Annotated in this window: 10 protein-coding genes and 2 tRNA genes; 7 read left to right on the forward strand and 5 right to left on the reverse strand. The window is 65.4% G+C overall.

What is annotated here, in order from left to right; genetic code table 11:
- The first annotated feature begins 193 nt into the window (after window positions 1-193).
- From AU381_RS07395 to cysN, 3 genes are read left to right on the forward strand one after another with little or no spacing between them, the layout of a single operon-like run.
- On the forward strand, window positions 194-1,006 hold the full coding sequence (locus AU381_RS07395) for a phosphoadenylyl-sulfate reductase (protein ID WP_425288616.1): 813 nt from the start codon (window positions 194-196) through the stop codon (window positions 1,004-1,006).
- A 45-nt stretch (window positions 1,007-1,051) separates the two neighbouring features.
- Window positions 1,052-2,005 carry a sulfate adenylyltransferase subunit CysD gene (cysD, locus tag AU381_RS07400; RefSeq protein WP_064241103.1) on the forward strand — a complete coding sequence of 318 codons (954 nt, stop codon included), beginning with the start codon at window positions 1,052-1,054 and terminating at the stop codon, window positions 2,003-2,005.
- Window positions 2,005-3,501, forward strand: a complete 1,497-nt coding sequence (gene cysN, locus AU381_RS07405) for a sulfate adenylyltransferase subunit CysN (RefSeq protein ID WP_064241104.1) — start codon at window positions 2,005-2,007, stop codon at window positions 3,499-3,501. Before cysD ends, cysN begins: the two co-directional genes overlap by 1 nt.
- Window positions 3,502-3,704: 203 nt before the next feature.
- Here the strand turns inward: cysN and AU381_RS07410 are convergent.
- A tRNA-Pro gene (locus AU381_RS07410) sits at window positions 3,705-3,781 on the reverse strand.
- Window positions 3,782-4,073: 292 nt separating this feature from the next.
- On the opposite strand from AU381_RS07410, the gene AU381_RS07415 reads away from it, so the two are divergent.
- Window positions 4,074-4,487: a hypothetical protein gene (locus AU381_RS07415; RefSeq protein WP_064241105.1), complete on the forward strand. Its 414-nt coding sequence runs from the start codon at window positions 4,074-4,076 to the stop codon at window positions 4,485-4,487.
- An 82-nt stretch (window positions 4,488-4,569) separates the two neighbouring features.
- Here AU381_RS07415 and AU381_RS07420 read toward each other — a convergent pair.
- Window positions 4,570-4,644, reverse strand: a tRNA-Gln gene (locus AU381_RS07420).
- 417 nt (window positions 4,645-5,061) lie between these two features.
- Here AU381_RS07420 and AU381_RS07425 point away from each other — a divergent pair.
- A complete protein-coding gene (locus tag AU381_RS07425; RefSeq protein WP_064241106.1) occupies window positions 5,062-5,973 on the forward strand; it encodes an MBL fold metallo-hydrolase in 912 nt (303 codons plus the stop codon).
- A 7-nt stretch (window positions 5,974-5,980) separates the two neighbouring features.
- Here AU381_RS07425 and AU381_RS07430 read toward each other — a convergent pair whose 3' ends face one another.
- Window positions 5,981-6,889: a DUF1499 domain-containing protein gene (locus AU381_RS07430; RefSeq protein WP_064241107.1), complete on the reverse strand. Its 909-nt coding sequence runs from the start codon at window positions 6,887-6,889 to the stop codon at window positions 5,981-5,983.
- Between the two features lie 252 nt (window positions 6,890-7,141).
- On the opposite strand from AU381_RS07430, the gene AU381_RS07435 reads away from it, so the two are divergent.
- Together AU381_RS07435 and AU381_RS07440 are read left to right on the forward strand one after the other, a co-directional pair.
- Complete coding sequence (locus AU381_RS07435) at window positions 7,142-7,531, forward strand: hypothetical protein (protein WP_064241108.1); 390 nt, start codon at window positions 7,142-7,144, stop codon at window positions 7,529-7,531.
- A 178-nt stretch (window positions 7,532-7,709) separates the two neighbouring features.
- Window positions 7,710-7,955, forward strand: coding sequence for a hypothetical protein (locus AU381_RS07440; RefSeq protein ID WP_064241109.1), 246 nt, complete (start codon window positions 7,710-7,712; stop codon window positions 7,953-7,955).
- Between the two features lie 49 nt (window positions 7,956-8,004).
- Here AU381_RS07440 and ppdK read toward each other — a convergent pair whose 3' ends face one another.
- Complete coding sequence (gene ppdK, locus AU381_RS07445; RefSeq protein WP_064241110.1) at window positions 8,005-10,701, reverse strand: pyruvate, phosphate dikinase; 2,697 nt, start codon at window positions 10,699-10,701, stop codon at window positions 8,005-8,007.
- 136 nt (window positions 10,702-10,837) lie between these two features.
- Complete coding sequence (gene smc, locus AU381_RS07450; RefSeq protein WP_064241111.1) at window positions 10,838-14,299, reverse strand: chromosome segregation protein SMC; 3,462 nt, start codon at window positions 14,297-14,299, stop codon at window positions 10,838-10,840.
- Window positions 14,300-14,444 lie beyond the last annotated feature (145 nt).

The following is a 14,444-nucleotide window of genomic DNA, read 5'->3' on the forward strand; positions in this document are numbered from 1 at the left end:
TGGAGCAGATGGCGCGAAAGGACAGGGCCTTCAACAATTCTTGAACGGCCGGCGCCTCTTGGCCCTGGGAGGAATGCATCTTCGCACCCTTGCTTCCGGGCAGAGATAATCTACTAAATTACTAGGTTTTCTTAGAACTTTATGGATCAGAGAGATATTTGCTCTGATCCTTGAGCAATAGAAATCCGTTTTTCTGTCCTTTGTCACAAACGGCTGCGATATTCCGTGCAAATTGCAACAGGATGCAGCCATGACGACGCGATCCCTCGAAGCCGAAGCAAAGGCCCTGAACGACAAGCTCGAAAGCCTCGATCTTGCCGGGCGCCTGGCCATGGTCGCCGGTCTCGAAGGCCGGGCGGTCTTCACGACGTCGCTCGGCATCGAGGATCAGGTGATCACCGCCGCGATCGGCACCAATCGCCTCGACATCGAGGTCGCGACGCTGAAAACCGGTCGGCTGTTCAACGAAACGGTCGCCCTCATCGACGAGACCGAGGAAACCTACGGCATCCTGATCAAGCGCTACCACCCTGAAAAGGCCGATATCGAGACCTATGTGGCGCAATTCGGCATGAACGGCTTCTACGAGAGCGTCGAGGCCAGGCATGCCTGTTGCGGCGTGCGCAAGCTGAAGCCGCTTGCGCGCGCGCTCGAAGGGGCAAGCTACTGGATCACCGGCCTGCGCCGCGGCCAGTCCGGCAATCGTGCCACGACGCCCTTTGCCGAAGCCGACCCCGAGCGCGACCTCATCAAGATCAATCCGCTGGCGGATTGGGACATCGAGACGATCCGCGCCCATGTCGCCGCGGAGGCCATTCCCGTCAACCCGCTGCACAGCCGCGGCTATCCGTCGATCGGCTGCGAGCCCTGCACGCGCGCCATCAAGCCGGGCGAGCCCGAACGCGCCGGCCGCTGGTGGTGGGAGAATGACGAGAAGCGCGAATGCGGCCTGCACGTGGCCGAAGCGGCTTCCTCCATTATCCCCAATGCCAGCAGCGCCGCCTGAGGGCACGCCGCAGCCAAGAGACAAGTATCCTCCCCGGAGTTCGAAATGCCCCACATCCATCCGGAAACGGAATTGCATAACCCGCAGAGCACGAAACCACCGCTTGATCCGCATCTGAAGGCCCTCGAAAACGAAGCGATCCACATCTTCCGTGAGGTCGCCGCCGAATTCGAGCGCCCGGTGATGCTCTATTCGATCGGCAAGGACTCCTCCGTGCTCCTGCACCTGGCGCGCAAGGCCTTCTATCCCGGTCGCGTGCCCTTCCCGCTCCTGCACGTCGATACCGGCTGGAAGTTCCGCGAGATGATCGCGTTCCGCGACGAGATGGTCGAAAAATACGACCTCGACCTCGTCGCCCACACCAACCCGCGCGGCGCGGCCGAGAACGTCACGCCGTTCTCGCACGGCTCGGCGCTCTATACCGACATCATGAAGACGGAAGCGCTGCGCCAGGCGCTCGATGCCGGCCAATACGACGCCGCCTTCGGCGGCGCGCGGCGCGACGAGGAAGCGAGCCGCGCCAAGGAGCGCATCTACTCGTTCCGCACGCCGGATCATCGTTGGGACCCGCGCAACCAGCGCCCAGAACTCTGGAACGTCTATAACGGCATGATCCGCAAGGGCGAAAGCGTGCGCGCCTTCCCGCTTTCCAACTGGACCGAGGTCGACATCTGGCGCTACATCCAGGCGGAAGAGATCCCGATCGTGCCGCTTTACTTCGCCAAGAAGCGCCCGATCGTCGAGCGCGACGGCATGATGATCCTTGCCGAGGATCCGCGCCTCGAGCTGCTTCCAGGTGAAGCGAAGCGCGAGGAAGTCATCCGCTTCCGCACGCTCGGCTGCTTCCCGCTGACGGGCGCGATCCGCTCCAATGCGACGACGCTCGACGACATCATTTCCGAACTTGAAACCGCGACCGTCTCCGAACGCCAGGGCCGCGCCATCGACCGCGACCAGGCCGGCTCGATGGAAAAGAAAAAACGCGAAGGATACTTCTGATGACCGCACCGGCACTAGCGAACGCAGCCCTGGACGAAACGGCCGTTGCCCTCCCGTCGCAGGAACCGGCTCGGGTCGCGCGCGATTCCCGCCCGCTTCGCCTCATCACCTGCGGCAGCGTCGATGACGGCAAGTCGACGCTGATCGGCCGGCTGCTCTGGGATACCAAGGCGGTCAAGGAAGATCAGGCCGCGAGCCTTCAGCGCGATTCCAAGGGCAAGCAGAACGATCTCGGCCTGCCCGATTTCGCGCTGCTGCTCGACGGGCTGCAGGCCGAGCGCGAACAGGGCATCACCATCGATGTCGCCTATCGCTATTTCTCGACCGACAAGCGCTCCTTCATCGTCGCCGACACGCCCGGCCACGAGCAATATACCCGCAACATGGCGACCGGCGCCTCGACAGCCGACCTCGCCGTGCTGCTCGTCGATGCCCGCGTCGGCCTGCTGGAGCAGACCCGCCGGCACGCGACGATCGCGACGCTGATGGGCATCAAGCAGTTCGTGCTCGCCGTCAACAAGATCGACCTGACGGACTACGACCGCAGCCGCTTCGAGCAGATCTCGCACGAGTTCAAGGAACTCGCCCTGTCGCTCGGCGTCCGCCAGGTGACCGCCATCCCGGTCTCGGCGCTGAAGGGCGAGAACGTCGTCTATGACGGCCGCGCTTCGATGCCCTGGTACGAAGGCCCGACGCTGATCGAGGTGCTGGAACTCGCAACGACCCGCTCGGCCCAGACCGTCGGTTTCCGCCTGCCGGTGCAGCGCGTCTCGCGCCCGGGCGAAAGCTTCCGCGGCTATCAGGGCACGGTGGCCGGCGGTTCGGTGAAGCCCGGCGACTCCGTCGTCATCCTGCCCTCCGGCATGGTCGCCAACGTGACGAAGATCGTCACCTTCGACCTGGTGCGCAACGCTGCCGTTGCCGGCGACGCGATCACCCTCGTGCTCGACCGCCAGGTGGACGTTTCGCGCGGCGACATGATCGCGGCGATCGACAGCCAGCCGATGACCGGGCTTGCCTTCGACGCGCAGCTCGTGGCGCTGCAGGCCGAAGGCATCCAGCCGGGCAAGCGCTATTGGCTGAAGTCCGGCAGCCGCCGCCAGCGCGTTCAGGTCCAGCCGATCAGCCAGCTCGACCTGAAGTCCGGCAAGTGGAACCATGCCGACGAGCTGCCGATGAACGCCATCGGCAAGGTGCATCTTGCCTTCGACGAGCAGGCGATCTTCGACGCCTATGAACAGAACCGCACGACCGGCGCCTTCATCCTGATCGATCCGGACACCAACAACACGGTGGCGGGCGGCATGATCACCGCCAAGCGCGCCGCCATCGGCGGCATCCACACCGAGGACAGCCGCGTGATCCTGTCGCTGCCGGCCGATCTTGCCGACCAGCTGATGGCAACCGAAATCTTCGCGAACCGCCGCGAAGACGCGGAGGTCCGCCGCGTCACCGCCGCCAAGGCGATCGAAATCGTCGATGCGATCGATGAGTGAGCGGAAAATCCCGAGACGTGAAAAGGGGCCAAGCGGCCCCTTTTTCATGCGCAGGCTGGTGCGTGAACTGGATCTGCTGAGGGCGGCAAGGCGTGACGGGCGTCCGGAAGTTTGAGCACGCCGCGACGAACTTCGCGTCGAGCGCGGTCGTCTCCGGCGGCACCGGATGCCGCAAATACAGCCTACTAAGTGATTGATTTGGCTGGTCGGAGTGGCAAGATTCGAACTTGCGACCCCCACGTCCCGAACGTGGTGCGCTACCAGACTGCGCTACACTCCGTGACCAGCGGCGCCTCTATAGAACAGCATTTTCGTTTTCACAAGCGCCTATCTCAAAAAAGAACGCCGCCTCGTCCAAAAAAATTGGGCGGGTGAAACGCCCGTCACGCTCTCGCCCATGCGTGGCAATAGGGCGTTTCTGCAACGCTCCGGATTTTCCTCGACCGCAAGGTCGCACAACGATTTTCTTTCGTCGTTTTTGGCGCTAGAGCCTCGCCTGAACGCAGGGAAATCCGGGGGGCTCCGGCCTTTCCGCGCCGCAGAATTCGGGCACAGACCATAGGGGTAGAAACATGAATTTCCGCATGATGACGGCGGCCGGCATTGCGCTGGTTCTCGCCGGCTGCACGACGACGACCGGGGTGGCGAGAAACGAGGTCGAGAAGCGCTGGCTCGGCCAGCCGGCCGGCGCCTTCTTCGCCCAGTTCGGGCCGCCGATTTCCGACGTCGAAGCCGGCAGCGATACCGTCTATAGCTGGAAGGGCGGCTACAAGACCCGCAGGATCCCGGCCGAATACGAAAAGACCGCCGACGGCAAGCGCGGCAAGAGGATCGCAGCCGCCCGCACCGAATATCTGAGCTGCGCCGTCCAGCTCACCGTCTCCTCCGACTACGTGATCCGCTCGATCCGCATCGCCGGCGACCGCAAGCGCCCGACCGGCCCGAGCTGGTGCGAGGAGTTTTTGGGTGGCGCCAAGGCGGAGTGAGGCCGCGCACAGCTTTCATCTGGGAGGCCCGCTGACGAAAGTCGGCGGGTTTTCTTATGATCTTAGGGAAGTCAGTTGGCGGTGGCTGGGGCGCCTGGATTCGAACCAGGGAATGGCGGTACCAAAAACCGCTGCCTTACCGCTTGGCTACGCCCCACCAATGGCGAGACATCCGCTCGCCAAATCGAGCGCCTGATTAGCAAAGCTCGTGCGTGCTCACAATGCTTAACTTCGCCTTGCGCGCATATTTTGTTGGTCGTTCCTGCCCTCCGTCCGAAACATCCGCGGTTGAGAAGGCAAGATCGTGATCGCGTAGATTCCGACGAGCGTACCCGTTTCCTCCTGCCACCCTTTGGCCTATTGTCGCCGGCGAGTGAATATCGAACCAATACCGCTCGTCGGGATCGACTCGCCCCTCATCCGCCTGCCGGCACCTTCTCCCCGCGGGCGGGGAGAAGGGAGAAGCCGCGCCCTCCCAGTCCCCTCTCCCCGCGAGCGGGGAGAGGGCTAGGGTAGGGCTAGGGTGAGGGGCAGCTCCCTTCATCGAGATCGGGTAGAAGTGAAGGTAAGCGCAATGCAGGGACCGGAATTCGACCTCGACTTCAAACCCGCCCATGGCGAGGCGGTGACGGTGGCGGAAGGCGTCGAGCGGATCACCGTCAACAATCCTGGTCCCTTCACCTTTCATGGCACGAACACCTACATCGTCGGCCGCCGCTCGGTCGTGGTGATCGACCCGGGGCCGGCGGACGAGGCGCACTTTCAGGCGCTGATGGCGGCGCTTGAAGGGCGCGAGGTGACGCATATCGCCGTCAGCCATACGCATCGCGACCACTCGCCACTCGCCCGCCGGCTCAAGCAAGCGACCGGCGCCATCATCGTCGGCGAAGGGCCGCATCGGGCCGCCCGGCCCTTGCACGCCGGCGAGACCAATCCCTTCGCCGAAAGCTCGGACATGGAATTCGTGCCCGACATCGCGCTTCATGACGGCGCGCGGATCGAGGGAGACGGCTGGAGCCTGACGGCGATCGCCACGCCGGGACACACCGCCAATCACATGGCCTTCGGGCTCGACGGCACCGGCATTCTCTTCTCGGCCGACCACGTGATGGCCTGGGCGACGACCATTGTCGCACCGCCGGACGGCGCCATGGCCGACTACATGGCTTCCCTCGACAAGCTGCTCCTGCGCGACGACCGGCTTTACCTGCCCGGCCACGGCGGCCCGGTCGGCGAGCCTCCTTCCTTCCTGCGGGCGCTCAAGGCGCATCGCAAGATGCGCGAACGCGCCGTGCTGGAACGGCTGCGGGCCGGGGACCGGACGATCCCGGACATGGTGAAGGTGATCTACGCCTCGACCGATCCGCGGCTCCACGGCGCAGCGGCGCTTTCGGTGCTCGCCCATATCGAGGATCTGATCGAGCAGGGCCGCGTCGAGACCGACGGTCCGCCGTCGCTCCTCGGCGAATACCGGCTGGCCGCCTGAGCGACCTCTAATCCCCGGCGATCCCCAGGAGTTCCGCGTCCAGCGCGCGCAGGAACTCTTCGGCGAACTTGGCGCTGATGCCGAGATCGTGCTGGCCGTCGCGCGAGGCGACGCGCAGGTCCACGAGCGTCGTCTCCGCCTCCTCGCGCAGCCGGATCAGCACGTCGAAACGAAAGCCGACGATCAGCGTGCGCCATTCGCCCTGCAGCACGATATCGCTGGAGCGCCGCCCAGGCATGCCGCCATCGATATCGGGCGCCGGGCGCGTCGCCGGAACGGGAACGACCTCCGGTTCCCTGTTGGTATCTGCCCCTGCCCCGGCCCCTACGGCGAGATCCTCGAGATCGGCGCGCGCGTTCTCGACGCCGAGCTCCGCGGTCGTGGCGATGCGGGTCTCCTCGACGACCTTGCGGACGCCCTGGAAAACGCGGTCGAGAGCGCCGTCGTAGCGTCGCCCTGTAAGCCCTGGATAGGCTGCGATCTGCGCCTCGCGATCCTCGGGCGTCACGATCGGCTTTCGCTTCATCCAGCTCTCTTCGGCGACTGGGGCATTGATCCAGGGTGGTGGCGTCAGCGTATCGGTGCTGACATCGTAGATCGCCGGCCGCGTCAGATATTGCACGGCCCCGTAGCCGAAGAAACCGAGCGGCAGCGCCGCATGGAACAGCGCCGAGACGGAAGCTGTCCCGCCGATTGCCGCGACCTGCCAGAGGCGCGTCAGACCGACGGCAGCAAGCAGAACGGCCAGCAGGGCGAAGGCCACGGCGAAGGCGGCGAGCGCCAGAAAATGTGGGGTTGTCAGTGGGCCGAAGCGGTGCGCGGCAAGCGACAGCACGAAGATCACGAAGCCTATGCGGGCGAACCGTCGTGCCCAGTGGGCGGCATGGGAATAGGGACGCTCGTACCGGACCATCATAAAACGGAATCAATCCCCGCGGCGAACAGACCCGTCTTCTTAGACCATGGCCGTTTCCGTGGGAACCACCAGCCTTCGCACGCATTGAATTCGTCCGAATAGGGTATGAGCGCAGCAGTTGTACTTCTGCCGCAAATTCGCCATTCTCGTTAACCAGTTATTTCAGCAAAGCATTTGACCGGGCGTGCCGTATTTGCCGGCACGGACCAGCGCCCAAGGGATTTGAGGCGCGGTTACAACGGAGAGAGAGAGATGACTGCATCGGAGACACGCTCGCAAATCGCCGTCGCTGCCCCGCCGCCTCCCGGCGGAGACGCTGGCCTTCCTATGGCGCTGCTCGAGCTTGAGCTTTCCCTCGACCGTTTTTCCGGCAACAAGGACGATTTTTCGGCCTTTGTCCGCACCGTGGCGGACGATATCGGCGGCGAGTTCCTTTTCGTCCTGCCGGCCTCGGGTCTCGTGGATAATTGCCTCACGATCGCCGTCCTTCGCCATGGCCAGATCGATGGCGAGACGCCGACGATTCTCTTCGTATGCCTCGAGGAGGATGGAAGCTCGATCCGTGTCGAGCAACCGGGCGAGCGCACAACCGGCCTCGTGAGCTTCGCCGAAGCCTTCGTCGGCGTGCTCGAGCGCATCTGAAGCAAGCCGAGATTGAACGTCCATCGCGCGGCGAACGCATGCTATTCTTGCTTCCGTTGAATCGCGCCTGCGGACCCTTACCCATGCGTCCCTTCCTGCTGCAACTTCGTTGCGCAGTGGACGAACCGACACCCCGCCGATTTCTGTTCCGCGAGCGAGCGCCGATCAGGAGGCAGGAATGACTGTGATGACAACGAGACTGCTGACACTCGCCGCCGCGGGCTTGGTGCTTGCCGGGTGCCAGACAATGACGCCGCAGGAGCGGCGCGCACGGGACGAAACAACCTGCGCCTCCTACGGCTTTCGCCGCGGCACGGATGCGTTTGCCACCTGCCTGCAGCGCATTGAACTCGACCGTCGCGCCGAAGCGCGCGCCTTCCGCTACGAAAGCGACATCCTTTTGCGAAGACCGTATTGGTATTGACGAGGACGGAGCGCCCAAGGTCGGAGGCAGAGGCGGGCGTAGACAGCCGTCAACTTGCCGCCGCCGCCAGCACCTCCGCCTTGCTGTTGCCGTTGATCGCCGCCTGGGCGGCGGCCAGCCGGGCGATCGGTACGCGGAACGGCGAGCAGGAAACGTAGTCCAGGCCAGCCTCCTCGCAGAAGCGGATCGAAGCGGGATCGCCGCCATGCTCGCCGCATATGCCGAGCTTCAGGCGGTTCTTGGTGCGGCGGCCGCGTTCGGCGGCGAGTTGGATCAGTTCGCCCACCCCGTCGAAGTCGAGCGAGACGAAGGGATCCTGCTCGATGATGCCCTTCTGCTGGTAGGTAGCAAGGAACTGGGCCGCATCGTCGCGCGAAATGCCGAAGGTGGTCTGCGTGAGGTCGTTGGTACCGAAGGAGAAGAAATCGGCCGCTTCGGCAATGACGTCGGCGCGCAAGGCCGCCCGCGGCAGCTCGATCATCGTTCCGACAAGATAGTCGATGCCGATGCCCGACTCGGCGATCACCTCCTTGGCGACGGCATCGATCCGCTCTTTGACATAGTCCAGTTCGGAGCGCAGTCCGACGAGCGGCACCATGATCTCGGGAACCACCGGCGCGCCGGTCACGCGCGCCGCCTCGACGGCCGCTTCGAATATGGCGCGCGCCTGCATTTCGGCGATTTCCGGATGAGAGATGGCAAGGCGGCAACCGCGATGGCCGAGCATCGGATTGAACTCGTGCAGCGCATCGACGCGCTGGCGCAGATGCGTCGGATCGAGCGACAGACCGCCGGCGACTTCGGCGATTTCCTCGTCGGTCTTCGGCAGGAATTCGTGCAGCGGCGGATCGAGAAGTCGGATCGTCACCGGCAGCCCGTGCATGATCGAGAACAATTCGACGAAGTCGGAGCGCTGCATCGGCAGGAGCTTCGCAAGGGCGGCGCGCCGGCCATCCTCGTCCTCGGCGAGGATCATCTCGCGCATCACATTGATGCGGTCGTCTTCGAAGAACATGTGCTCGGTGCGGCACAGCCCGATCCCTTCCGCGCCGAAGGAGCGGGCGGCGCGCGCGTCGGCGGGCGTCTCGGCATTGGTGCGCACGGTCATGCGGCGGCTCTGATCGGCCCATTGCATGATCTTGCCGAAATCGCCCGAAAGCTCCGGCTGCAGCATGGCGATCTCGCCCTTCAGCACTTGGCCCGACGATCCATCGATGGTGATCACGTCGCCCTTCTTCAAGGTCACGCTTTGAGTGATCAACAGTTCATTGCGCTGATCGACGCGGATGTTGCCGGCGCCGGAGACGCAGGGCGTGCCCATGCCGCGGGCGACGACCGCGGCGTGACTCGTCATGCCGCCGCGCGTCGTCAGGATGCCCTGAGCCGCATGCATGCCGTGGATATCCTCCGGACTCGTCTCGACGCGAACCAGGATGACCTTGCGCCCTTCCTTGACGGCCTGCACCGCTTCCTCGGAGGTGAAGACGATCTCGCCCGTCGCCGCACCCGGCGAAGCCGGCAGCCCCGATCCGATGATATCGCGGCGGGCATGCGGGTCGATGGTCGGATGCAGGAGCTGGTCGAGCGATGCCGGATCGATGCGCGCCACCGCCTCTTCCTTCGAGATCAGCCCCTCCTCGGCCATGTCGACGGCGATCTTCAGCGCGGCCTTGGCGGTGCGCTTGCCGGACCGGGTCTGCAGCATCCAGAGCTTGCCGCGCTCGATCGTGAATTCGAGATCCTGCATGTCGCGGTAGTGGCGCTCGAGGGTCTGGCAGATCGTCTCGAACTCGGCGAAGCCCTCAGGCATCAGCTTTTCCAGCGACGGCCTGTCGGAGCCGGACGCGATACGGGCGGCCTCGGTGATGTTCTGCGGCGTGCGGATGCCGGCGACCACGTCCTCCCCTTGTGCATTGACCAGGAACTCGCCGTAGAGTTCCTTTGCGCCGGTCGACGGGTTGCGCGTGAAGGCGACGCCGGTTGCGGACGAATTGCCGAGATTGCCGAACACCATCGCCTGGACATTGACGGCGGTGCCCCAGGCGGCAGGAATGGCGTGGAGATGGCGGTAGGTGATGGCGCGCGGGTTCATCCAGCTCGAGAAGACCGCGCCGATCGCGCCCCAGAGCTGGACCTCCGGATCCTGCGGAAAGGGCTCGCCGAGCACCTCCTCGATCGCCTCCTTGTAGCGCGAGATGACGTGCTGCCACTCGACGGCCGATAGCTCCGGATCCTGCTCGTGGCCGAGCCGCGCCTTTTCTTCCTCCAGTATCTCCTCGAAGATCTCGTGATCGACGCCGAGCACGACGTCGCCATACATCTGGATGAAGCGGCGGTAGCTGTCCCAGGCAAAGCGCGCGTCGCCGGCATCATGGCCGAGCGCATGCACCGACTGGTCGTTGAGGCCGAGATTGAGGACCGTGTCCATCATGCCGGGCATGGAGGCGCGTGCGCCCGAACGGACCGACAGAAGCAATGGATGGGTGGTATCGCCGAAGGTGCGGCCGGTGATCTCTTCCATGCGGGCAATGCCCTCGCGCACCTGCTCGCGCAAACCTTCGGGCATCGTCCGGCCGTTGTCGAAATAGCTGTTGCAGGCATCCGTGACGATCGTCAGGCCAGGAGGAACCGGCAGGCCGAGATTGCACATTTCGGCAAGGTTCGCGCCCTTGCCGCCGAGCCTGTTGCGATCCCCCGCACTCCCTTCGGCCTTGCCTCCACCGAAGGTGTAAACCCATTTCGTCATGCCTGTTCTCCACCCAGAAACAGTTTTGATGACGATCTACAGTATATGTTTCAGGCTGAAAATGCACTCGGCGAAGATTTTTGCTGCAGTGCATCAAAAATGCAGCAACGCATCGTTGTGTGGAATCTACGAAGGATCAGACCGCTTCGCGCATGCGCTCGGCCGTCTGCAGATCGACGGAGACGAGCTGCGAAACGCCCTGCTCGGCCATGGTGACACCGAACAGCCGATTCATGCGGGCCATGGTGATCGGGTTATGGGTGATGATGATGAAGCGCGTCTCGGTCGAGGCCGCCATCTCGTCCATGAGGTTGCAGTAGCGCTCGACATTGTGGTCGTCGAGCGGTGCGTCGACTTCGTCGAGTACGCAGATCGGCGCCGGGTTGGTAAGGAAGACGGCGAAGATCAGCGCCATTGCCGTCAACGCCTGCTCGCCGCCGGAAAGCAGCGTCATCGTCTGCGGCTTCTTGCCCGGCGGGCGGGCGAGGATTTCGAGGCCGGCCTCCAGGGGATCGTCGCTCTCGATCAATTGCAGTTCGGCCGTGCCGCCGCCGAAGAGATGTGTGAAGAGCCGCTGGAACTGAACATTGACCACGTCGAAGGCGGCAATCAGACGCTCGCGCCCCTCGCGGTTGAGGTTCTGGATGGCGCTCCGGAGCTTGCGGATCGCCTCGATGACGTCGTCGCGCTCCTTGAGAAGCGCCGCCAGCCGTTCGGAAAGCTCCTTCTGTTCCTCGTCGGCGCGCAGGTTGACGGCGCCGAGACGCTCCCGCTCGATCTTCAGACGCTCGAGCTCGCGCTCGACGGCGCGCATGTCGGGAAGCGCCGCGTCGGCGGCCAGCCCCGTCAGCCGCATCGCCTCGTGCGGTGCGCAGGAAAGCGCCTCCTGGATACGCGCCTCGATCTCGACGCGCCGCTCGCGGGCCGAGACGAGCCGCTCCTCGGCCCGGCCGCGTTTTTCGCGCGCTTCCGCCAGTTCCGATAGTGCGGTTGCCGCGAGGCGATCGGCTTCACGCTGGCGGGTCTCCGCGTCGGCGAGAATGTCGGCCGCCTGCCGGCGCGCCGCCTCCGCCTTCTGCAATTCGTTCATCAGGGCGCGGCGCTTGTCCTCGAACTCATCGGGCGCGTCGATAAGTTCCTCGACCTCCTCGCGCGCCTCCGCCTCGCGGTCGCGGAGCGTGGCGATGTGCTCCTCGGCGCTCGCCGCGCGCGCCCCCCAGGTCTCGCGCTCGCCGGCGATCGCGCTCAGGCGGCGCAGACGCGCCTCGTTTTCGCGGGCAAGACCGTCGTGCGTCGCACGCGCTTCGGCAACCGCGGCACGGTCCGCCGCGACGTCCGCCGTCCGGGCGCGCAGTTGCAACTCCAGTTCCGCAAGGTCGGGCGCCTCGGCCAGCGCGTCGTTCGCCGCCTCGGTCTGCTCGGCCGCCTCTTCGACCTGGCCCTCAAGCTGCAGCTTCGTTTCGGAGAGCACGGCACGGCGGCGGGCAAGGTCGCCGGAGGCGCGTTCGGCGGCGGCGAGAGCGTCGCGCGCCGCGGCCAGCTGCCGGGACATCATCCGCTGGGCATCGCGCGAAAGGCGCAGACGCTCGTCCTCGGCGCGGATGCGGGCGCCGGCAGCGGCGAGATCCGCCTCCGCCTGGCGCAGGGCTTCAGCCGCTTCCTCGGCCTCCGCCTCGAGCTCGGAAAGGCGGTTCTTCTGGGCAAGACGGAGAGCGGCGGCGCTCGGCGCCTCAGATCCGGTGACGTGGCCATCCCAACGCCAGACCGCGCCTTCCTTCGTCACAAGCCGCTGGCCGGTCCTCAAGAGCGGCATCAGGCGTTCCGCGTCGGCCTCGCTTTCGACGATGCCGATCTGGCGAAGCGCGCGCCCGAGCGCGTCCGGGGCGCGGACGTACTCGCTCAACGGCAGGGTGCCCGCGGGCAAGGCAGGGTCCTCCGCGTGGTCGCCGGGCATGCGCCAATGTGAGGCCGCCGCCTGCTCCAGCGGCGAATCGAGATCGTCGCCCAGTGCGGCGCCGAGCGCCGTCTCGAAGCCGCGCTCGACCCTCATGTCCTCGACGACCGCCGGATATGCGCTGGCGCCGGAAGCTTCCAGCATACGGCGGATCGTACGGGCCTCCGTCTCGATGCCGTTCTGCCGTGCCCGCGCCTGGTCCACGGGCGGGCGGGCGGCCGCTTCTTCGGCTCGCGCTTCGGCAAGGCTCTCCTCAACGGCGACGACCACCGCCTCGGCCTCTTCCAGTGCCGCCTCCGCGGCCTCCACCTGCCCCTGCTTCTCGTGCGGGTCGGGAAGTGCCGCCATCTGGCGGTCGAGGCCTTCGAGGTCCCGCATCTGATCGGAAAGCTGGCGGGCAAGCCGCGCCTGCCGCTCGGAAAGATCGCGCAGCGTCCTGTCGAGCTGATTGCGCGCCGCTTGCGCTTCGGCGCGCTCGGCGGTCAGCCGGGCGAGTTCCGCCTCACTGCCGGAAAGCTTGTCATTGGCTTCTTCCAGCCGTTCTCGGGCTTCCGCGGCGCGGTCGTCCGCCTCGGCCAGCACCTCCCTGAGTTCTTCTTCCTCCTGATCAAGGCGGGCGAGAATGCCGGCATTGTCGGCGATAAGCCGTTCCTCGCGGGCGATGTCCTCGGCAAGCTGCGAGAGCCGCCGCTGCAATTCGTCGCGACGGCGCAGGATCCGCCCGGCATCCTCCTCGAGCTGCGCACGGGCGATCTGCAGGCGCTGCAGCGCCGCAGCAAGCTTCGCCTCGTTCTCGCGCAGCTCCGGCAGCTTGAGGCTGGCGATCGCCTGGTCCTTGGCCGCCTCCATCTGCGCCTGGGCCTTCTCGGCGACGAGCGCGGTGATCTGGTTCAACTGGCTGGTCGCCTCGGCTTCCGCCTCCTTGGCCTGTACCCAGCGGATGTGGAACAGGATCGCCTCGTGCCGGCGGATTTCCGCCGACAGCATCTTGAAGCGGTTGGCCTGCCGCGACTGGCGCTTCAGGCTTTCGATCTGGCTTTCGAGCTGCGAGGTAACGTCGTCGAGCCGTTCGAGATTCGTCTCCGCCGCCTTGAGGCGCAATTCCGCCTCGTGGCGGCGCGAATGCAGGCCGGAAATACCGGCGGCCTCTTCGAGCAATTGCCGGCGCGCCTGGGGCTTCGCGGCGATCAGCTCGCCGATCCGCCCCTGCCCGACCATCGACGGCGAACGGGCGCCCGTCGAAGCGTCGGCGAAGAGCAGCTGGACGTCCTTCGCCCGCGCCTCCTTGCCGTTGATGCGGTAGACCGATCCCTGCTCGCGTTCGATACGGCGCGTCACCTGGATCTCGTCGCTGTCATTGAAGGCGGCGGGCGCCGTGCGGTCGCTATTGTCGAGATAGAGCCCGACTTCCGCCGTGTTGCGCGCCGGCCGGTTGCCCGACCCGGAAAAGATCACGTCGTCCATGCCGGAGGCACGCATGTTCTTGTAGGAGTTCTCGCCCATGACCCAGCGGAGCGCCTCGACGAGATTCGACTTGCCGCAGCCGTTCGGCCCGACGACGCCGGTCAACCCACGCTCGATGATGAATTCCGTCGGCTCGACGAAGGACTTGAAGCCGAGCAGGCGCAGCTTGTTGAACTTCATCGGGGGCAATACCCCCCTCTGTCCTGTGCCGCGACCGCGCTGCACCCCCCTCTGCCCTGCCGGGCATCTCCCCCGCAAGGGGGGAGATTGGCAAGACGCATGGTTTTCCGCCACATCAAGATCGAAGAGACCGAAACTGGAGTGA

Origin of the sequence: Sinorhizobium glycinis, assembly GCF_001651865.1 — a bacterium.
In the GTDB taxonomy this organism is placed as follows: domain Bacteria; phylum Pseudomonadota; class Alphaproteobacteria; order Rhizobiales; family Rhizobiaceae; genus Sinorhizobium; species Sinorhizobium glycinis.

What these genes read in the sequence shown, in the direction of transcription:
- ppdK (WP_064241110.1), bottom strand. Translation starts at nt 10,701, where the DNA reads ATGACGAAATGGGTTTACACCTTCGGTGGAGGCAAGGCCGAAGGGAGT.
- AU381_RS07425 (WP_064241106.1), top strand. Translation starts at nt 5,062, where the DNA reads ATGCAGGGACCGGAATTCGACCTCGACTTCAAACCCGCCCATGGCGAG.
- AU381_RS07435 (WP_064241108.1), top strand. Translation starts at nt 7,142, where the DNA reads ATGACTGCATCGGAGACACGCTCGCAAATCGCCGTCGCTGCCCCGCCG.
- cysN (WP_064241104.1), top strand. Translation starts at nt 2,005, where the DNA reads ATGACCGCACCGGCACTAGCGAACGCAGCCCTGGACGAAACGGCCGTT.
- cysD (WP_064241103.1), top strand. Translation starts at nt 1,052, where the DNA reads ATGCCCCACATCCATCCGGAAACGGAATTGCATAACCCGCAGAGCACG.
- AU381_RS07440 (WP_064241109.1), top strand. Translation starts at nt 7,710, where the DNA reads ATGACTGTGATGACAACGAGACTGCTGACACTCGCCGCCGCGGGCTTG.
- AU381_RS07415 (WP_064241105.1), top strand. Translation starts at nt 4,074, where the DNA reads ATGAATTTCCGCATGATGACGGCGGCCGGCATTGCGCTGGTTCTCGCC.
- AU381_RS07430 (WP_064241107.1), bottom strand. Translation starts at nt 6,889, where the DNA reads ATGATGGTCCGGTACGAGCGTCCCTATTCCCATGCCGCCCACTGGGCA.
- smc (WP_064241111.1), bottom strand. Translation starts at nt 14,299, where the DNA reads ATGAAGTTCAACAAGCTGCGCCTGCTCGGCTTCAAGTCCTTCGTCGAG.